General features: G+C 38.6%; 10 protein-coding genes. All 10 read left to right on the top strand.

The window, feature by feature from the left end:
• Positions 1 to 2 precede the first annotated feature (2 nt).
• The 10 genes from groL to asp1 all read left to right on the top strand — a co-directional run bounded on the left by groL (position 3) and on the right by asp1 (position 21,455).
• Positions 3 to 1,628: a chaperonin GroEL gene (gene groL / locus KJS36_RS03910; protein WP_213534536.1), complete on the top strand. Its 1,626-nt coding sequence runs from the start codon at positions 3 to 5 to the stop codon at positions 1,626 to 1,628.
• Between the two features lie 132 nt (positions 1,629 to 1,760).
• Entirely contained in the window at positions 1,761 to 2,390 is a 630-nt protein-coding gene (gene upp, locus KJS36_RS03905; RefSeq protein WP_213534534.1) for a uracil phosphoribosyltransferase, read from the top strand.
• A 156-nt stretch (positions 2,391 to 2,546) separates the two neighbouring features.
• Complete coding sequence (locus KJS36_RS03900; protein WP_213534532.1) at positions 2,547 to 3,152, top strand: nitroreductase family protein; 606 nt, start codon at positions 2,547 to 2,549, stop codon at positions 3,150 to 3,152.
• A gap of 72 nt (positions 3,153 to 3,224) precedes the next feature.
• Positions 3,225 to 4,475 carry an Nramp family divalent metal transporter gene (locus tag KJS36_RS03895; RefSeq protein ID WP_213534530.1) on the top strand — a complete coding sequence of 417 codons (1,251 nt, stop codon included), beginning with the start codon at positions 3,225 to 3,227 and terminating at the stop codon, positions 4,473 to 4,475.
• 86 nt (positions 4,476 to 4,561) lie between these two features.
• A complete protein-coding gene (locus KJS36_RS03890) occupies positions 4,562 to 4,879 on the top strand; it encodes an ATP cone domain-containing protein (RefSeq protein ID WP_213534528.1) in 318 nt (105 codons plus the stop codon).
• A 1-nt stretch (position 4,880) separates the two neighbouring features.
• A complete protein-coding gene (locus KJS36_RS03885; RefSeq protein WP_213534526.1) occupies positions 4,881 to 5,207 on the top strand; it encodes a nitrous oxide-stimulated promoter family protein in 327 nt (108 codons plus the stop codon).
• A gap of 405 nt (positions 5,208 to 5,612) precedes the next feature.
• Positions 5,613 to 7,565, top strand: a complete 1,953-nt coding sequence (thrS, locus tag KJS36_RS03880; protein ID WP_213534524.1) for a threonine--tRNA ligase — start codon at positions 5,613 to 5,615, stop codon at positions 7,563 to 7,565.
• 406 nt (positions 7,566 to 7,971) lie between these two features.
• A complete protein-coding gene (locus KJS36_RS03875; protein ID WP_213534522.1) occupies positions 7,972 to 16,332 on the top strand; it encodes a beta strand repeat-containing protein in 8,361 nt (2,786 codons plus the stop codon).
• A 322-nt stretch (positions 16,333 to 16,654) separates the two neighbouring features.
• Complete coding sequence (locus tag KJS36_RS03870) at positions 16,655 to 19,867, top strand: coiled-coil domain-containing protein (RefSeq protein WP_213534520.1); 3,213 nt, start codon at positions 16,655 to 16,657, stop codon at positions 19,865 to 19,867.
• 55 nt (positions 19,868 to 19,922) lie between these two features.
• A complete protein-coding gene (gene asp1, locus KJS36_RS03865; protein WP_213534518.1) occupies positions 19,923 to 21,455 on the top strand; it encodes an accessory Sec system glycosyltransferase Asp1 in 1,533 nt (510 codons plus the stop codon).
• Positions 21,456 to 21,477 lie beyond the last annotated feature (22 nt).

The raw sequence follows: 21,477 nt of genomic DNA, 5'->3' as shown, positions 1-21,477 counted from the left end.
AAATGTCAAAAGAAATCAAATTTTCAGCAGATGCCCGCAGCGCCATGGTACGCGGCATTGACATCCTTGCAGATACAGTAAAAACAACCCTTGGACCAAAAGGACGCAACGTTGTTCTCGAAAAATCATACGGCAGCCCACTCATCACAAATGATGGTGTTACGATTGCCAAAGAAATCGAACTTGAAGACCATTTTGAAAATATGGGCGCAAAACTCGTCAGCGAAGTGGCAAGCAAAACCAATGACGTCGCAGGAGATGGAACAACAACTGCTACAGTTCTCACACAAGCCATTGTTCGCGAAGGCTTGAAAAATGTGACCGCTGGTGCGAATCCAGTCGGTATCCGTCGCGGTATTGAACTCGCCACAGAAACAGCGGTCAAAGCGCTCGAAGAACTCGCTATTCCAGTGTCTGGCAAAGAGGCAATTGCTCAAGTTGCCGCCGTTTCATCACGCTCAGAAAAAATCGGTGAATACATTTCAGATGCAATGGAAAAAGTCGGCAATGACGGCGTCATTACGATTGAAGAATCAAAAGGAATGCAAACAGAACTTGAAGTCGTCGAAGGAATGCAGTTTGACCGTGGTTACCTCAGCCAATACATGGTTACAGACAATGAAAAAATGGTTGCCAACCTTGACAATCCATATATTCTTATCACGGACAAGAAAATTTCAAATATCCAAGAAATTTTACCACTCCTTGAAGAAATCCTGAAAACAAACCGTCCACTTTTGATTGTCGCTGATGACGTTGATGGCGAAGCCCTCCCAACTCTCGTGCTCAATAAAATTCGTGGAACATTCAATGTTGTTGCCGTCAAAGCACCAGGTTTCGGAGACCGTCGTAAAGCCCAACTTGAAGATCTCGCTATCTTGACAGGTGGCACAGTCATCACAGACGAGCTCGGACTTGAACTCAAAGACACAACACTTGAAGCTCTTGGACAAGCAAGCAAAGTAACGGTTGATAAAGAACACACAACTATTGTTGAAGGAGTAGGTAGTAAAGATGCCATTGCCAATCGTGTAGCTATCATCAAAGCACAAATCGAAACAACAACGAGCGATTTCGACCGTGAAAAACTTCAAGAACGTCTCGCAAAACTCGCTGGCGGCGTTGCCGTTGTAAAAGTCGGCGCAGCCACAGAAACAGAACTCAAAGAAATGAAACTTCGTATCGAGGACGCACTCAACGCAACGCGTGCCGCCGTTGAAGAAGGTATCGTTGCTGGTGGTGGTACAGCTCTTGTCAATGTGTCTCATAGTCTTGAAAAACTTGAAGTTGAAGGCGACATTGCTACAGGTGTCAACATTGTCCTCAAAGCCCTTGAAGAGCCCGTTCGCCAAATTGCCGCAAACGGTGGCTACGAAGGCTCTGTCATCATTGACAAATTAAAATCAAGTGAAACAGGAATCGGTTTTAACGTTGCTACAGGCAAATGGGAAAATATGATTGATACAGGTATCGTTGACCCAGCCAAAGTTACGCGTTCAGCCCTTCAAAACGCTGCTTCCGTCGCAGGATTGATTTTGACTACAGAAGCTGTTGTAGCCAATAAACCAGAACCTGCAGCTCCCGCAGCCCCAGCTATGGACCCATCAATGATGGGTGGCATGATGTAAAAAATAAATCCACTATCCATAAAAGTACCCTAACAAGGTACTTTTATTTTAAAAAAATAACATCAAAAAAACACAGACATTTTCCCACAAAAATGATAAAATAAAGTAAATAGATATGAAAGGTTTTTCAAAATGTCAAATTTTCAAGTCGTTGAACACCCACTTATTCAACACAAACTCTCAATCCTACGTCGCAAAGAAGTCTCAACCAAAGAATTTCGCGAACTCGTTGATGAAATCGGAATGCTTATGGCTTACGAAGTTTCTCGTGACCTCCCCTTAGAAGACATTGAAATCGAAACGCCAGTTGCCAAAGCAACAGTGAAGCAACTTCAAGGTAAAAAACTAGCGATTGTCCCAATTCTTCGCGCAGGCATCGGCATGGTTGATGGAATTCTGAAACTCATTCCAGCTGCTCGTGTTGGACATATTGGAATGTATCGTGATGAAGAAACACTCAAGCCTGTTGAGTATTTAGTAAAATTACCTACAGATATTGCGGACCGTCAGATTTTCCTTGTTGACCCAATGCTCGCCACAGGTGGTTCAGCTATTCTAGCGATTGATAGTTTGAAAAAACGCAATGCTAATAATATCAAATTCGTCTGTCTCGTTGCAGCACCAGAAGGAGTGAAAGCCCTCCAAGAAGCACATCCAGATATTGATATCTACGCTGCCGCTCTTGATGACCATCTCAATGAACACGGCTATATCGTTCCAGGGCTTGGTGATGCAGGCGACCGTTTATTTGGAACAAAATAATAATGAAAATAGATTTCTTTTAAGAAATCTATTTTTTTATAATAAAAAAAGAAATCAAATTTCTTTACAGAGAAATATAAATTTGTTAAAATTACAAATGTAAACGATGAGGGATAACTTCTCATCTACTATAAAAAAATACTTAGGAGATTTATTATGTCATTCTTAAAAACACTTGAAAACCGCCGCACAATCTACGCTCTAGGAAAAAATGTAGAAGCAGAAAAAGCAATCGCAACAATCAAAGAAGCCGTTCGTTTCTCGCCAACAGCCTTTAATTCACAAACAGGACGTGTTCTTATTCTAACAGGAGAAGCTCAAGACAAACTTTGGGGAGAAATCGTAGCTACAGAACTTAAAGCAGCTATGGAAGCACAAGGAGCGCCTGAATCAGCTTGGGATAGTACAAAAACAAAACTTGAAGGTTTCAAAGCAGCATTTGGAACAGCACTCTTCTTTGAAGACCAAGCAGTTGTAAAAGGATTGCAAGAACAATTTGCACTTTACGCTGAAAACTTCCCAGTTTGGTCAGAGCAAGGTTCAGGAATTATCACTGTTAATGCTTGGACAGCACTTTCAGAAATTGGACTTGGAGCTAACTTACAACATTACAATCCATTGATTGACGAAGCAGTCGCTAAAGAATGGAATATCCCAGAAAACTGGAAACTCCGCGGACAACTTGTATTTGGTTCAATCGAAGCACCAGCAGGAGATAAAACTTTCGTAGAAGACGACGAACGTTTTATCATTGCTGACTAAATAAAGCAATAAAAAAACAGTTTCTTTTAGTAAGAAACTGTTTTTTCTGACTTGTGTTATAATAAACTTAATATGAAAATTAGTAAAATTCTTCAGGATAAACGATATCCAGCACTTAATTTCTTGCGCTATGTCGGTCCAGGACTGATAGTAGCAGTAGGTTTTATAGACCCTGGTAATTGGGCAGCAAACCTTGCCGCCGGTTCACAATTTGGCTATAAATTACTTTGGGTCATCACACTTTCAACTATAATGTTGACTTTCCTCCAACACAATGTCGCTCATTTAGGAATAGTCACAGGAAAATGTCTTTCAGAAAATGCGACAGAACATTTACGTCCAACAATAAGTCGTATTATTTTAGGAACCGCAGTACTTGCTTCCATTTCCACAGCAGTTGCTGAAATCCTTGGTGGAGCATTAGCACTACAAATGCTTTTCCACATCCCGATTGTCGTCGGCTCACCACTTACAGCAGTCCTTGTCATCTGGCTCTTATTCAGCAATTCATATTCAAAAATTGAAAAAGTCATCATTGGTTTTGTGAGTATGATTGGTATTGCACTTTTACTCGAAATATTTATCATACCGCATATCAGCTGGGGAGAGGCAGTAAAGGGAATGGTCGTACCATTTGTGAGTGGGAAATCCATTCCTATCATTATGTCAGCACTCGGAGCAGTAGTAATGCCCCACAACCTTTTCCTACATTCCGAAGTCATCCAAAGTCGGCAGTGGAATTTACAAAATGAAGCAGTCATTCAACGTCAACTAAAATTTGAATTTTTCGATACACTCTTTTCAATGTTTTTAGGGTGGGTGATTAATTCCGCCCTCATTATTATTGCCGCTGCGCTATTCTTTCCACGTGTCGTCACCGAAATCAATCAAGCGCAGGAAATGTTAATTCCTTTACTTGGACCAGCCGCCGCTATTTTGTTTGCCATTGCCTTCTTATTTGCAGGAGTGGCATCATCGGTGACAGCAGGAATGGCAGGAGGTTCAATTTTTGCAGGACTTTTCAGCGAACCTTACGATGCCGAAGACCCACATAGTCGTTTGGGCGTTTTGATTACAATCATAGGAGCAACAGTTGCTATTTGTGGTTTGAGCTTTCTAGTTTCACCTTTCAATATTCTGATATATTCACAAGTTTTTCTCAGTATTCAACTTCCAATCACAATTTTCTTGCAGATTTACCTCACAAGTTCAAAAAAAGTGATGGGGAAATACAAAAATGTATGGTACACAAAGTGGCTTTTACTCCTCATTGGCGCCTTTGTAACAATACTAAATGTGGTTTTAGTAGTTGAAACTTTCTAAATCTAAAAAATAAACAGATATTTCATTAAAAATAATGAAAAATTTGTTATAATAGTATTAAAGAAAAATAAGAAAGAGGTATCATAATGCAAGTAAAATTAGCCAATAAAGTAGTTATCAAACGCAATGGACACGTTGTCGATTGGGATTCATTTCGTATTCAAACAGCAGTTTTCAAAGCAGCTATCTTTGGAAAATATGCAGACAAGCCTCTCCATGCCAACATGATAGCAAATAACGTCACAAAAGTAGTCGAAAAAGTGATTGCTGAACTTCCTTTTGAAAAAATTGAGATTGAAACCATCCAAAATCAAGTTGTAAAGCAACTTCAAGACTTTGAACCCGCCGTTGCCCAAGATTTTCTAGAATATAAAACAAAAAGAAATATCGAACAAAGACACTAAAATGTCTAAGAAAATCAATAACGGTCCAAAAATTCGTGAAGAAAAAGCAACAGTATCTCTCATGATACAGCTCTATTGTCGCAAACACCATAATACAAAAAATGAACTGTGTGAAGACTGTCAAACGCTAGCAGATTATGCACAAACACGTTTGTCATTCTGTCGCTTTGGCGAGCAAAAAACAACCTGTAAAAAATGTCCTGTGCATTGTTACCGAAAAGATATGCGAGAAAAAATCCAAAAAATCATGTGCTTCTCTGGCCCAAGAATGTTGATTTATCACCCAATCTATGCACTAAAACACATAACAAAAAGTATTATAAAATAAAAGAGCGTAAAATTTCTCGCTCTTTTTATATCTCATTTTTTATTATAAGAAAAAGATAAGATAATAAGAACAGCATAAAAAACTTGACAAAAAAAGCATAACAGCTTAAAATAATATCAGAGACAAGTTTTTAGCTATAACTTTACAGAGAGTGAACGGCTGGTGTGAGTTCACAAGGGACGACTAAAAATACTACTCAAATAATCCTTTTTGGAAACGAGAAGCGTCCCTGACACGATACGTCAACGATGAGAAAATTTTTGTAAGATTTATTTTAAGGCTTATAGAAATTAAACAAAGGTGGTAACACGCAAATTTGCGCCCTTTTTAGGACAAGGTTTGCGTTTTTTATTTACAAAATTTTTCTATCATATAGATAGAATGAAATATAGAAAGGTAATCAACATGATTAAAATTACATTTCCAGATGGCGCAGTAAAAGAATTTGAAGCAGGAAGTTCAACTCTTGATATCGCAAAGTCCATCTCTCCAAGTTTGGCAAAAAAAGCCCTCGCAGGTAAAGTCAATGGAAAAATTCTTGATGTGACACGTGCTATCAATGAAGATGCGACATTTGAGATTGTAACTCCTCAGCATGAGGATGCACTTGGTATTTTGCGTCATTCCGCAGCGCATTTATTTGCTCAAGCGGCACGCCGTCATTTCCCAGATATTCATTTAGGAGTAGGACCTGCTATTCAAGACGGTTTTTACTATGATACAGACAATGAAGCAGGACAAATCACAAATGAAGACCTCGCCGTTATTGAAGCTGAAATGAAAAAGATTTCCAAAGAAAATTTTCCATCTGTTCGTCGTGAAGTCAGCAAAGCAGAAGCAAAAGAAATTTTCAAAAATGACCCTTATAAACTCGAACTCATTGAAGAACACAATGAAGACGAAGGCGGTTTGACGATTTATACGCAAGGAGAATACACTGACCTTTGCCGTGGACCACATGTACCATCCACTGGATTTGTAAAATTCTTCCATTTACTCAATGTTGCAGGGGCTTACTGGCGCGGAAATTCTGATAACACAATGATGCAACGTGTTTATGGGACGGCTTGGTTCACAAAAGAAGACCTTGCTGCCAATCTCAAATTCCGTGAAGAAGCAAAAGAACGCGACCACCGTAAACTCGGACGTGAACTTGACCTTTTCTTTACCGATTCAGAAGTCGGCTCAGGACTTGCCTATTGGATGCCAGACGGCGCAACGATTCGCCGTATTGTAGAACGTTATATTGTTGACCGCGAAGTCAATGCCGGTTTCCAACACGTTTACACACCAGTTATGGCAAATCTTGACCTCTATAAAACATCTGGTCACTGGGACCATTATCGCGAAGATATGTTCCCACCAATGGATATGGGTGAAGGAGAAGAATTAGAACTTCGTCCAATGAACTGTCCGAGTCATATCCAGATTTACAAACATCATATTCGCTCATATCGTGAATTACCAGTCCGTATCGCCGAACTCGGTATGATGCACCGTTATGAAAAATCAGGTGCTCTCTCAGGACTTCAACGTGTTCGTGAAATGACCCTCAATGATGGACATACTTTCGTCACACCAGACCAAGTCAAAGACGAATTCAAATGGACATTGAAATTGATGACAGATGTCTATGCTGATTTTAATATCACAGATTATCGTTTCCGCTTGAGCTATCGTGACCCTAAAGATACAGAAAAATATTATCCAGACGACAAGATGTGGGAGTCAGCACAAGCTCAACTCAAGCAAGCAATGGACGAACTAGACCTTCCATACTTTGAAGCAGAAGGCGAAGCCGCATTTTACGGACCTAAACTTGATGTCCAAGTTAAAACAGCACTTGGCAATGAAGAAACGCTTTCAACCATCCAACTTGATTTCCTTCTTCCAGAAAAATTTGAACTCGAATACGTTGGCGCAGATGGACAAAATCATCGCCCTATCATGATACACCGAGGTATCGTCTCAACAATGGAACGCTTCACGGCTTATCTTATCGAAGTTTACAAAGGCGCCTTCCCAACATGGCTCGCTCCAACACAAGCAACAATCATTCCAGTCAACAACGAAATTCATGCAGACTACGCTTGGGAAATCCAACACGCTCTACAAGATAAAGGATTCCGTGTCAAAGTGGATGAAACAAACGAAAAAATGGGCTACAAGATTCGCCAATCACAAACCCATAAAATTCCTTATCAGATTGTCATCGGAGACAGCGAAACAGCAGAACGCACAGTAAATATCCGTCGTTATGGCTCAAAAGAAACCAAAGTTATCCCTCTTGAAACATTCATCAAAGAAATCCAAGCAGATGTTGACAATTTCAGCAGAGCAGGACAAAAAGAACTATAAATAAAAAATTATTTTTAAAAAGTAGTCACTATAATAATAGTGACTACTTTTTTATATAAAAAAATCAGAAAATTAAAAATAATTAAATATGAAAAAGACTGTTGACTTTTAGAAAGAAATAGACTAAAATTAAATTGTAATCCATAAAATACAATGTAATGATTTTCATAATTTGAAAAAGGTTCCCTTTTTCTCTTGCGCATATGCGCAAGAGAAAGCTTACAAGGCAAGCCTTTTAGCATTGATTGTATTCCTTTTCAACCTATTTTTAGTCTTACTTGCAAGATTAAAAACAAGTTGAAAAGCATGACACTTTTATAAAATCCCAAGAGAAAAGTGGCATGAAAAAGATTATAGTGGATAGTCTCATTGGGAAGGAAAAAATATCCAAAAAGGAGAAAAACGGATGGGAAATAACTTTAAAATTCCTAAAGATGCCAAAGTGCATGAAAATTTTCGTACATGGAAATCTGGTAAGCATTGGCTCTATGCTTCTTCTATCCTAGCTCTCGTAGCTGGTGGTGGAATGGTGTCTTCAATCAGTGCTCATGCGAGTCAGATTCAGACACAAAACGGCACGACGACAGTTGCTGGTTCCAATGTTGCTAATTCGGCAGGAACTGATAACACAGCAACAGGAAATCTAGGCTCAGATGCAACAGCAGGAATTGATAACGTTTCCGCTGCCAACTCAATTGCAACTGCAAACGCAGGTTCTGCTATTTCAGCAAATCCATCAAGCTACACAGATGCTACAACAGTAAACAGCGACTCAAGCCAGTTGAAACAAAACACATCTGGAAATTCTGGAACTTCAGGAAATGCTGAAACAGCAAATCCTAACAACACCAATGGGACTGGTGCGGTTAACATCACGACCAACAATGATCCTAACAATGCAGTATCTAATGCTGCACCTGTCAACACAACCGAAACGACAGCTTTGAACTCTAACGGAGCTATCCAAGCAGGCTCAGCAACATCATCACAAGCAGTTTCAAGTGCAGTCAGCGTTGACATCAAACAAACAACAACAATCACATCTTCAAATGGTGTAAATGTCATCTCTGGTGGCTCTTACACATGGACAGTTTCTGCTCCATCTGATAATTCTCAAGCAGGCATCTCCGTAGCAAATATTACGGTACAAGCCTCAGCAGATTCAAACGGCAATACAAATAATAGCAACACAGCAAACGTTCAACTAGCTGGGGGGACTTACTCAACAATCAATGAAGGAGCTTCAAGCTACTATACAAGCTTGACATCATCAAACTTTATTGGTACTTCTCAAGGTGCAGCGATTGGTTCATCAGCAGCTTCTGCGAATGCTTCATCTATCGCATCACTTCAATCTGTCAATAGTTCTTTGACTTCAAACTACTATTCAGTTGCAAATGTTCTAGTATCTGCTGGAGGAGATGATGTTCTCTCTCAAGAAGCTTCCGTGGCAAACGCAGCACATTCTGACGCAGTCAACGCTTTGGGAATTGCTGGAGGCTCATACAATGCGCTTCCTTATAGTGCCCTTTCTTCATCAGTAGGGTCTGTTGTAGCTTCTGCAAGCACAATTTTGTCTTCAAATAATTCTCTTGCTTTGAGTGCTTTGTCAGTTGCAGGTTCTTATGCCGTTGCCGCATCAAATGCACAAGCAACACTTATTAGCTTGTCATCAACAGCATCATCACTTGCAGCATCTTTACCAGTACTTTCAAGTACTGCAACATCAGCTTCAAGTACAGCAGCAGTGCAATCAGCAGGAAAATCTTACAATTCAAGTATGTCTGCTGTGGCATCACAAAATGCTTCAGTAGCAAGTTCAGCAGCAGGTACAGCATGGAATAACGCAGTAAATACGGTTCTTGGAGTTCCAACAAATCCTTCTTCAGGATTTGCTGACCCAACATTCCAAGCACAAACTGGTTCTGAGGCTTACTGGAATGCAGCTGCCACATCAGGCTATACAGAATTTTCTTCTAATGCAACAGAAATGCAACTTTTGCAAAATCTTGGTTGGCTGACGGCATCACAAGCAGCCAGCTCAGCAGCAGCAGCTTATAATGTTGTAACAAATAATAGTCCACTTGATTCCAATACAGCACTTTTTGGAAAAATCATTTTTGCTTTATCTGATGGAAATGTTGGTATTATTGGAAACTATGCAGGTTCAGCAGCTTATACAGGTGCTGTTGGTTATACGCAAGGTTATTCAATGCTTGCCTCGAGTTACGCTGCAGCCTACGCAACGGCCAGTTCAACAGCAAGTTCCGCAACAAGTACTTATAATGCAAATTCAGCTGCACTCACAACGACAAATACTCAGATTGCTTCTGTAACAGCAGTCTATAATACAGCAGCAAGTGCAGAAAATTCTTATCTTGTTCTTGAAAGCTCAGCAGTTGCAAACAATACAGCTGCCGCTTCAGCTGCAGCAACAGCTTACCAGAAATTGATTTCTCTAGCAAATACTGAAACGGCTTCTATTGCAGCAACTCTCGATGAACAAGGTAATACAGCAGCAGATATCGATGCACAAACAACATCATCTGCTGAATCTGTAGCAACAGATATCGCCAATATCTCAGCAGAAGCAAGCACAGCATCAAGCGCAACAAGTACTTTCAATTCATTAGCAAATGTATCAACAACCACTGCATCAGATGCTATCTATGCACAAAATGGGATGTCACTTCAAGCATCATTGGTAGCTTCTTATGCTGCTTATGGTGCAACATCATCAGCAGCTTATATCGCAGCTTCAAGTGCATATAACTCTCTTTCTGCGATGGCATCAAGTGCTGTTTCAGCAATGATTTCACTTGTTCCAGCGATTTCATCAGCCTCTGCAGTTGCTTCAAGTGCAAACGCAGTTGTCAATTCTGTTGTATCTGATGTTAATTCCACAGCAACATCATCTGCTGAACTCATCAACAACATCACAGCTGCTCAAGTATCAAATGCTTACCAAGCAATTCAAAATAACAATGTTATGATTGCCGACTTAGCATCAAACAACTTAGGTATTCAAGTTGAGGGTTACTATACATCTCAAGCAAGTAATGCTGCTCTCGTACAGTTAAGCTATACAGCTAACTCAGCAGCTCAATCACTCTTGAACTCAGCATTCACATCAGGTACAAATTCAACATATGCACCTGGCTCAAATGGAGCGCAGAACATCGCTCAGTTGACAAGTCAAGCAGTTGCACCTGCAACAAAGATTAACAACGATATCAACTCCGCTCTTGAGTCACTCTATGAAAAACTCTATGAAGCTCAATTGACTGAAAATGCAATGCTCGCAGCAGCTGGTGCATCTAACCTGATTGTCGCAACAACTACAAATCCGATTCTGACCGCAGCTGATAAGAGCATGGCAGCATCCAATGTAGCAAATAATGCTTCCTTGAATGCTTATGTTGCTTCGTTATCTGCAGCAGAAAGTTCATTAAATGGATTTATCGGAACAATTTCTGCCGTTAATTCATTTACAGAAAGTATTGGACTTGGTGATTTAATACCACAAAATGCTATTCCAAATCCAGTACCGTCCCAAGTATTAGCACCCGTTATTACAAATGAATCAAATCAAGTGATTGGTGAATTGCAAGCTGTCATTTCTGCATTGCAAGCTTATCAACAAAATGTTAATGCAGCAGCTGCAACCATCAATACAGCAGGTTCTACAGCGGCTAAAGGTTTCACAGGACTCAATGGTGTCTTTGGTGAAAACTTCCTCGCTCCTGTTACAGATAATGGCGATGGTACTTACACGATTAACGGAGGTACTCATAGCTTTACGACCGCCGTTGATTCTAATGTCAATAATATCTTAACAGCATTTATTGATACAGTTGACAATGCCATCACAGGTTTGCAAAGTAACGGTCAAAATAATCTCAACAATTTGAATTCGGCAATCAGTAACTTTACAACGTCAATTCAAGCACCAGCTTGGAATGTTCAAAACTATATTCCAACTGTTGAATATTACGTTGGAACAGGAACTGCCGCACAATTACTTTCTGGGGCGTTAAATCTTTTTGGAGTAAATTCAACAAGTCAACAAAATTGGGGACCAGGTTATATAGTATTAAACTTGACGCAGATGAATGTTGCGCAAGTAACATCATTACTCACTGCAGCTAGGCTTGATACTTCAGCAACAGGAGCGCAAAACGCTTTAACAGCAGCTTATAACTCGGTTCAAAAAGCTGAAAATACACTCGTTAATGGTCAAGGTCTTGTTTATGGCGGATTCCTTAATACAACAGTTATTGGGACACCGATGTCAGGTATCAATGCAGGTATTCAAAACTTGAGTACAGTATTGACTGCTGATACAGCACTTCTCAATACTGTTCCGGGTACGTTAGCTACCAACTCTATTGAGACTACGATGCAAAATGCTTATGCAGCAATTACAGACCCATCAGCTACAAAATATAGTGCAACAGGCCAAGCAACAATGGCACTTGGTTTAACACTCAATGACCCATCTGCTGAGATTTCTCAAGGTCTGCAAACAGCAAATAACTACTATACAGGTCAAGTAGCTCTCACAACAGACCGTCAAAAAGATAATACCTTTGTTCCAGAAACTTTCTCAGTTACAGGTACACTTAACGCAACACAGGGTGTCAATGAAGGTTATACAAACACAGGTTACACAACAGTTGTTTATCAATATAACACAAATCCTATTACAGGTGTGATTAACGCTGTGACTTCAGATGGTACAGTAATTGGTACTTACGATTATAGCAAGTATGCCGATGAAACAGTAGTAGCACCAACGATTTCAGGTTACACGCTCGTTAATGCCGCTGCAAATACGGCAACAATTACGCCAACAACAGCTACAGTAAGCTTTGTATATCAAGGCGACTACAACTCAGCTGCATCAAGCTCTGCATCGCTTGCAAATAGTTATGCTTCAAACGCATCAAGTTCAGCAAGTCTTGCGAACAGTATTGCATCAGCGAATCCAGCTAATTCGAGTGTTGCTTCTGATAAGTCTGTTGCTTCGAGTGCTGCTTCATTAGCAAGTTCAGCTGCAAACGCTGCAAACTCTGCTTCAACTGCAACATCAAGTGATGTTGCAGCAGCAAGCTCTTACGCAACGATTGCAAGTTCGGCCGCATCAGCAGCAAGCTCAGCTGCTGCAGTAGGTAATACTTCAGCAGCAAGCAGCTACACAGCAATTGCAAGTAGCGCTGGTGACAAAGAAACAGCCGCAAATACGGCCGCCTCTAACGATGCATCAGCAGCAAGTTCACTTGCAGATGTTGCATCAAGTGCTGCAGACGTAGCAAGTTCAGCAGCGAGTCAAGCTGCAACAGATGTAGCAAATGGTGAGGACAACCAAGAATTTACAGGTACTGCTGACTACAACATTACCAATGTCAATGTCAATGATGCGGTAGATGGTGGCGCAGGTGCTGGTATCTCAGGCACAAGTCAAAATGTTCGTGCAGTTCTATCAATCTTTAATTCTGATAAACCTAGTACAACGCAAGACGGAACATTCTACCTATACGCAACAACAGACCCAACAAGCACAGATACATCAACGATGACTCTGATTGCAACAGTTGAACAAGACGTAGTAGTTGATGCTAACGGAAATTCTCTAAAGAATAAGATTAACTTTACAAATCTTGACCTTTCTCAATATGCTGGAGAATACCTCTACTCTACCTTTAGTGTTGGAGACCCATTGACTGGAGATTCAGGTACAGGTGATGGTAATGTTATTCCAATCTACGCAATCGTTCAATACGATGCCAATGGTGGAGCAGGTAGTATGGCTTACACTGTTACAGACGGCAGCGGAAATGTGACACTGGCTTCAAATACTTTCAGCAATTCTGGTTATACATTTGCTGGTTGGAACACAGCTGCTGACGGTACAGGTACAGCATACACAGACGGTCAAGCCGTTTCAGGTCTGACTTACACAAACCTTTATCTATATGCACAATGGACACCAGTTGACAACGGCTCAACAGGTTCAGATGGCTCAACATCAAGCTCAAATCCAGCAGATGTTGCCTCAGATGCATCTTCTAATGCAAGCAATGCATCAAGTTCTGCCAGCGAGGCTGGAAGTACAGCTTCAAGTGCAAACGATGCTACAAGTAGCTTAGCAAGCAATGATCCAGACAATTCTTCTCTTTCTGATCTTGCAAGTGAAGCTTCAAGTGCGAATAGTGTTGCCAATAGTGAAGCATCAAATGCAAGCTCAGATGCTTCAGCAGCTCAATCAGATGCAGATAAAGCTTCAAGTGAAGCTGCAGCAGGCGATAGTTCAGCCGCTTCAAGTGATGCAAGTAAAGCCTCAAGTGAAGCAGACCAAGCCTCAAGCGAAGCAAGTAAGGCAAGCTCCGCAGCAAGTGAAGCAAGTAATGCCGCAAGTGAAGCTACAAGCATTGTAGGTTCAGGAGCAAGCTCGAAAGCAAGCAATGCTGCCAGTGAAGCTAATGATGCCAATAGTATTGCAAATTCAGCTCATTCTGTTACAAGTTCTCTTGCAAGTGAATATCCAAATGATAGCTCACTCGCTTCTCTTGAAAGTGATGCTTCACAAGCTTCTGATGCAGCAAGTTCATATGCGAGCGAAGCTGAAAGTGCAGCCTCTAAAGCAAGTAGCGAAGCGAGCGCATCAAGCAGTGAAGCAGCAGAAGCAAGTAGTGCAGCTGCCACAGGAGATAATTCAACTGCTAATAGTTTAGCAAGTCAAGCAGCAAGTGATGCCGCAGCGGCAAGTTCCGATGCAGCAATAGCTAGCTCTGATGCTAGTCTTGCAAACTCAGCAGCAAGTCAAGCAGCTTCCGATGCTTCAACTGCATCTAGTTATGTAGCTTCATCAAATGCTTCAAACGGATCAGACGGTTCGACATCCGGCGGCTCAAATGGATCAGACGGTTCGACATCCGGCGGCTCAAACGGATCAGATGGTTCGACATCCGGCGGCTCAAACGGATCAGACGGTTCGACATCCGGCGGCTCAAACGGATCAGACGGCTCGACATCCGGCGGCTCAAACGGATCAGACGGTTCGACATCCGGCGGCTCAAACGGATCAGACGGTTCGACATCCGGCGGCTCAAATGGATCAGACGGTTCGACATCCGGCGGCTCAAATGGACCAGACGGTTCGACATCCGGCGGCTCAAACGGATCAGACGGTTCAACATCCGGCGGCTCAAACGGATCAGATGGTTCAACAAGCAGTAGCAACCCAGCAGATGTGGCTTCAGATGCATCTTCTAATGCAAGCAATGCATCAAGTTCTGCTAGTGAATCTGGAAGTACAGCTTCAAGCGCAAATGATGCTACAAGTAGCCTAGCAAGTAATGATCCAGGAAATTCTTCTCTTTCTGATCTTGCTAGTGAAGCTTCAAGTGCGAATAGTGTTGCCAATAGCGAAGCTTCAAATGCAAGTTCTGATGCCTCCGCAGCTCAATCAGACGCAGATAAAGCTTCTAGTGAAGCTGCTGCAGGAGATAGTTCAGCTGCTTCAAGTGATGCAAGTAAAGCATCTAGTGAAGCAAGCAAAGCTTCAAGCGAGGCAAGTAAGGCAAGCTCCGCAGCAAGTGAAGCAAGTAATGCCGCAAGTGAAGCTACAAGTATTGTAGGTTCAGGAGCAAGCTCAAAAGCAAGTAATGCTGCTAGTGAAGCTAATAATGCTAACAGCACAGCAAGCTCTGCACATTCTGTTACAAATTCTCTTGCAAGCCAAAATCCAGATAATAGCTCGCTCGCCTCTCTTGCAAGTGATGCTTCACAAGCTTCAAATGCAGCAAGTTCTGATGCAAGTATTGCCTCAAGTGCAGCCTCTAAGGCCAGCAGTGAAGCAAATGCTTCTAAGAGTGATGCTTCTCTTGCAAGTAGTGCAGCCGCCGCAGGTAATGCTTCTGAATCTAACAGTTATGCTTCTAAAGCAGCAAGCGAAGCAGCGGCAGCAAGTTCTGATGCCAGTGTAGCAAGTAGCAATGCAAGTCTCGCACAATCAGAAGCGAGTCGTGCTGCAAGTGATGCCAATGAAGCTAAAAATATTGTATCATCAGCAACATCTGGTGCTTCTAACACAGCTTCAAACGCAAATTCTATGGCAAATACAGATATTTCTGATGCTAATAGTGCCACTTCCGCAGCAAGTTCCGCAGCGAATGTAACGAATTCAATCGCTAACCAACATCCTGATAATTCAGCGTTGGCAGGTCTCAATAGTGATGCTAATGCTGCTAAGAGCGCAGCCGCAAGTGATGCAGCTAAAGCAAATAGTGAAGCCGCAGCCGCTAAGAGTGATGCTGCTTTAGCAAGTAGTGCTATTGCAGCAGGAAATATTTCTTTGGCAAACAGTTATGCAAGTAAAGCCGCAAGTGAAGTTGCTGCAGCAAATAGTGATGCAGCCCTTGCAAATGCAGAAGCAAAACGTGCGATTGCTGATGAAACAGCTGCTCAAACAATTGCTAATACTCTTTATAGCACAGAAAAACATGATACTGGCAAGAATAACACAGGTATGAGTAATACGAATGCTGCAACTAAGACACTTGCTTCGGCAGGTAATGCTATGAAAGCAGCAGTTCTTGGTACACCAGCTTCTGCTAGTACAGTAACTGCCAGTGGAATGGATGCGAGTGCATTACCACAGACAGGTACGGATAATAGCACATCTGAAGAACTTGCTTTACTTGGATTTGGTTTATTAGTAGGAACGTTGACATTAACTGAAATCAAACGTCGTAAAAGAAGTTAATCTCACTTTTAGTGGATTAGAATAGTTGATTCTTTTCTGATAAAGGGAGTTGCGAATTCCCTACAGTATGAAATTATTGTAGGGAAATTTTTTTATAAGTATTTGATATAACTTATCAATCAATGGTTTATTTTTACTCTTTAAAGTAAAATAACATACTTTCAGATTTACAGCTCGATTAAATAGATAAATTAGGGAGTGAAGCAACATTTTTTAGCAAACAAAATTTTATAACTTTGTTTGCTTGGCATTATTATTTTCATTTATTCATATGAAAGTATGGGTAAATGAAAGATTATTTTATGAAAGATTTAAGTAAGTTATGACTAAAAAGCAAGACAATCTATTTAATTTCTTGAGTGGTTTATTCGATAAAAATTCGGAGAAAGAATCTTTGAAAGTTTCAGAAATAGTAGGAAAACAATTAGAAGTAGAGAAGAAAAATATGGCAGAAGAACAAACAGTATATCCTGTTGATTTAGTTAGTCACAAACAAGCGATTGAAAAGTATCGTACACAATATCAAAGCTATCAAGAGAAATATTCAACTTATGAAAAAATAAGAGATGAGCTACTAGCCTCTCAAATGCAACTTGAATCATTATCAAGAGAGATGAGTGAGAAAAAAAAGCTTTATATCTCCAAAATGGCTACATTTGAAAATACAAGAAATACTTACTTGAAAAATGTGAAAGATTATCAAAAAATTTCAGAGGAGTATTCTCAAGTAGTAAAAGAAATGGAGCAAGCTCAGCAACTTTTTAATGAAAAAGAAACTATTCTAAAGCAGAACCAAAAAGAAATACTACAACTTACAAATAAAGAGGGTGTTCAAAGTCTGGAGTATTTTCAAGTCAAACAAGATTTAGAAAAAAATACAGAATTATTTGAAGAAGCTAAAAAGAAGTTTGAGGGATTTAATTCAGTATATCAACTACTTGAAAACAGTTTTTCTCAAAAGAAAAAAATACTCGAAGAAACGCGACAAAAATATCATTATGCAAATTCTGTAAAAAATGAGTGGGAAACGCTAAATAAAGAATTTGGTAGAGTAAAATTAGCAAAAGCATCAACACAAGAGAAATTAAATACAATAAATGGACAACTGTCAAGCTTGGAAGGTAACTTAAAAGTTCAAAAAGAATTAATTGATTTTATAAACCCAAGTTTTGAAATGATGGCAAAAAAGTATCAAGAACATCAAGAAAAATATCAGGAAATTTCTGAGCCATATACAAAAGAAAAAGTAATTTATGATGCTGAGTACTCTAAATACATAGAATTAAAACGAAACTATGATGAAGTTAAAAACTCAAGTGATGCTAATGAAATTATTTTAAATTTCCGTGGGAAAGCATTAAAAGAAGCAGAAGGTAAAATTGAAAAATTAAATGAAAAGTTTAAACCTTTGGAAGAGAAATTTAATTTTCGGAAAGATGTTTTTCAGCAAGTCAGTGAAAGTTACAACATTGTAAAAAAACTTTTTGATGAAAATCAAGTAGCAGCTAAAAATTCTAATCAATATTTGGATAATTCGGCAGAGGGACAAAGAAAGCTTAGAGCTGTTTTGGAAGTATTAAATTCAAAATATAATATGCTTAACCAACAGCGAGGACAAGCTGAAAGTAATTATCAAAAAATAACTGTGAGCTATGATCGTATTAAGCATATGTATGAGGGAGCAGATGAAGCTTACGGACCCATAGCAGAGCAGTATGAAGAAAAAACAAAGCAATACAATAGTGTACGTGCTGATTATGAGGCTACTAAATTAAATTTAGAACAAGTTCAGGAAAAAGAAAAAGCTGTAAAAGAAGCTCTTGATGATATACAAGAATGGTTAAATGTGGCAGTGGAAAAGCAGGTGAAAGCAGAAGATACATGTAGAGATGCAAAGACACAATTAGATACTCAGATGCAAAAAATGAGTGTCAGTAAGAGAAAAATAACTGAAAGTTTTGAAAAGATTGAAACCACTTTTCAGAAAGGTCAGGAAGAATATCATTTTCTTAGTGGAGAATACATGGTTTGGGTAGAAGATTATAAAGGATATTCTCAGACTTACGATGCTTTTGGTTCTTTGCATGATGATACAAAAGAAAAATTATTTAGTATTCAAAAATTCTATAATGAGTTAGTCGCTAACTATCAAACTCTTGTCAAATCTGACAAAATTATTGAAGCAATTTACAATAGTGAACTTACAAAATACAATGTAGAAAAAGAATATTATGGAAAAATAGTAGAAGACTATAAAAAATCTTTAACTTTGTTTGAAAAAGCTTCTGCAAATCAAAAAATATTTGAAAAAGCTATATTGACAATGAAAGAATTTTTAATTCAAAATGATATTTTGACTTTCCCCATTAATGAAGCGACAGGCCATAACTTTGTAGATGAATATAATGTACCAGAAGAAAATACTTCTAAAGCAGAATTATCTGTATGGTTGGAAAAGTATAATTTTTTGTATGAAGAATTAGAAAAAATTGCTAAAGAATTTAATCAAAATCTAAAAGATTATCAAAGCCAACTTTCTATATTTGTTAAAGTTGGAGGGAAAAGAATTGCAGAGCTTGGCAATAGTACGATTGCTTATCGAGGAAGTGAAGTAGAAGAAATTCTCAAAAAAGTATCAGTAAGAGTAAATGACTGGAAAGAAGAATATCTAAAACGAGAAAAAGTGTTTACTTCAGTTATTCAAAGCTATAAGAAATATTTAACAATCTCTAAAACTTTGAACGATGATATTATGGAAAGTTCTCAGTCAAAAGATGGACTTCAAATGATGATTGACTTGATTAATTCGTTTGGAGACTATACAGATATTTATAGTAGCACACATCGTAATATTAATTTTTTAGCAAATACTTTACAAATGGATGAATCAGAACTTACTCGGTTAAAGACTGCTGATGAATTAAAAATATTGATTCAGAAAAAGTACTATCAACCTATTTTAAATTTGATAAATACACATTTAGAGGATTTTGTTGAACATTTCCATAATACAAAGAAGAATTATGATAATAGCATTATAGAATTAAATCAAAAACTTCTAATTTTAGAGAAAGAAACAAAAATTTCAACAAGAAATATTATTTTTGAAAATTCATTTTTAAATGATGATGATGCAAAAACGTATTTTCAGCAAGCTTTAGAAGAAAATACGAAACAAATTTTTTCAGTCATTACAGGTAATTCGTCACTCATAAATTGTATTAAGAAAGTGAAGAAATTTGTACGTGTAGCCAATAACTTTGTTGTAGATGAGAGTGATAACGCCATGATGTTTCCAGAGCATCCACTTGCTACATTGACAAGTGAGCTTGAAACAAATATCATTATTAGTCCGGTAAAAGGAATAGATGCACCAGTTGAGCCAGAAAAATATGATTTTGTTTATGAAGAACCTACAGCTCCTGAAAGTATTGAGGAGAAGAAGATTTATATTCAAACAATATCGGAACCTGAAAAGATTATAAAACAGCATAAAGATTTGCAACAATCAAATTTACATTTAACGACTGCATAAAAGTGCTATTTAATAATTGTTATAACTAACTGATTAAGAAAGAAAAGGAATAATAATGAACTATTTTGTAAATGAAAATATTTTTACACTAAATTCAGGAACAGAATTTTCTGCTATTAAACGCTTAAAGATGTTTCATGATTATGGTGTTGATGCTAAAATTTTGACGCGGAATTATAATCCGCAACTTGCTGGGGATTTACGACGTGTGGGATTAAGTCACAAGGACATCATCAATATGTATAATTATTTCCAAGAAATCACTAATACTGAAGAAAAGGATGTAGATGTTCGCTATACCTCTGTAATTGATAAAAATGCTTATCATATCGAGGGAGTTGATGCAAATGAATCTCTAATTAAACATGCAGGGCGCGTGATTGCTAAGGTTAATATTGCTTCTGCTACAGTTGGTTTAGTAGGTTCAATGGATTATTATAATGATATGGGAGCAATGGTTGCTAAAGATATCTGGGATCGTCGGGGTTTTAAATCCTCTACACAATATTTTCATCCAGATAATACATTAGGGGCTCAAGTATTTTTTGATTATCAAGGAAAAGCTAAAATTGAAATTACTCATATGAATATTAATGGTGTTTTGAATCCTACAATGTATAAATTACTTGATTATAAAGGAAAAAAATATCGTTTTAATACGGAACAAGAACTTTTCATTTTCTTTATGAATGAACTTGCAGTGCAAGCACCTAGTATTTTTATCAATGATCGCCCATCGCTTGTTCCTGCGGTAGCAGCAATCAATGGAGCAGTTGGAAAATGGCAATTTCTTCATAATCCACATGGAAAAAATAATAATCAAGCGGGTGGGTCACGACAAGTCGTTGATTACCAGGAACCCCTTTTTACAACATATAAAGATAAATTTGATGGGATTATTGTGCCAACTGAGAAGCAAAAATCTGAAATTGGAAAATATTTTAAGTTTAAACACATATTAGCACTTCCTGATACATTCTCAGAAGAAGTAAAAACTCCAGAAAAAATTACACATGACCGTAATAAAATAATTTATCTAGGGAGAATATCTGGCGAAAAAAAACCAGCTGATGTGATTGAAATTTTTGCTAAAGCATATCAAAAAATTCCAACATTAAAATTAGAAATATTGGGTTATGCATCACCTTATGAGTTACAAAAAGAGCTTGAAAAACTCACTGAAACTCTTGGGGTTAAAGAAGCTGTGAATTTTAAAGGCTATCAAACCGACGAGAATTTGACTACTGAAATATCAAATGCTGGTTTTTTGATTAATACTTCAGAGGGGGAAGCTTTTGGAATGAATATGCTGGAAGCGATGAGTTATGGAGTTCCTATTATTTCTTATAAAGTTAAGTATGGTCCATTAGAATTGATTGATGAAGGGAAAAATGGATATCTAGTATCCTATGGAGCTATTGATATGGCTGCAAATAAATTGGTTGATACCATTCAATCAGAAGAAAAATGGAAAGAACTTTCTCATGGAGCATATGAAAAAGCTCAAGAATTTAGCAAAGAAAGTTCTTGGGGACGTTGGTTGAATAATAAAGTTATTGCTGATAATTTATTTGTAAGAGATAAATAGTAAGAGTTAAAAATAAAAATAA

It is taken from the genome of Lactococcus nasutitermitis, assembly GCF_018403765.1.
Lineage (GTDB): Bacteria > Bacillota > Bacilli > Lactobacillales > Streptococcaceae > Lactococcus > Lactococcus nasutitermitis.
Note: the sequence above shows the minus strand (reverse complement) of the source record. Positions and strands in the feature narration are given on the sequence as shown.

Coding starts and splice junctions, on each gene's coding strand:
- KJS36_RS03875 (WP_213534522.1), top strand. CDS start 7,972: ATGGGAAATAACTTTAAAATTCCTAAAGATGCCAAAGTGCATGAAAAT.
- thrS (WP_213534524.1), top strand. CDS start 5,613: ATGATTAAAATTACATTTCCAGATGGCGCAGTAAAAGAATTTGAAGCA.
- KJS36_RS03895 (WP_213534530.1), top strand. CDS start 3,225: ATGAAAATTAGTAAAATTCTTCAGGATAAACGATATCCAGCACTTAAT.
- asp1 (WP_213534518.1), top strand. CDS start 19,923: ATGAACTATTTTGTAAATGAAAATATTTTTACACTAAATTCAGGAACA.
- KJS36_RS03900 (WP_213534532.1), top strand. CDS start 2,547: ATGTCATTCTTAAAAACACTTGAAAACCGCCGCACAATCTACGCTCTA.
- upp (WP_213534534.1), top strand. CDS start 1,761: ATGTCAAATTTTCAAGTCGTTGAACACCCACTTATTCAACACAAACTC.
- KJS36_RS03885 (WP_213534526.1), top strand. CDS start 4,881: ATGTCTAAGAAAATCAATAACGGTCCAAAAATTCGTGAAGAAAAAGCA.
- KJS36_RS03890 (WP_213534528.1), top strand. CDS start 4,562: ATGCAAGTAAAATTAGCCAATAAAGTAGTTATCAAACGCAATGGACAC.
- groL (WP_213534536.1), top strand. CDS start 3: ATGTCAAAAGAAATCAAATTTTCAGCAGATGCCCGCAGCGCCATGGTA.
- KJS36_RS03870 (WP_213534520.1), top strand. CDS start 16,655: ATGACTAAAAAGCAAGACAATCTATTTAATTTCTTGAGTGGTTTATTC.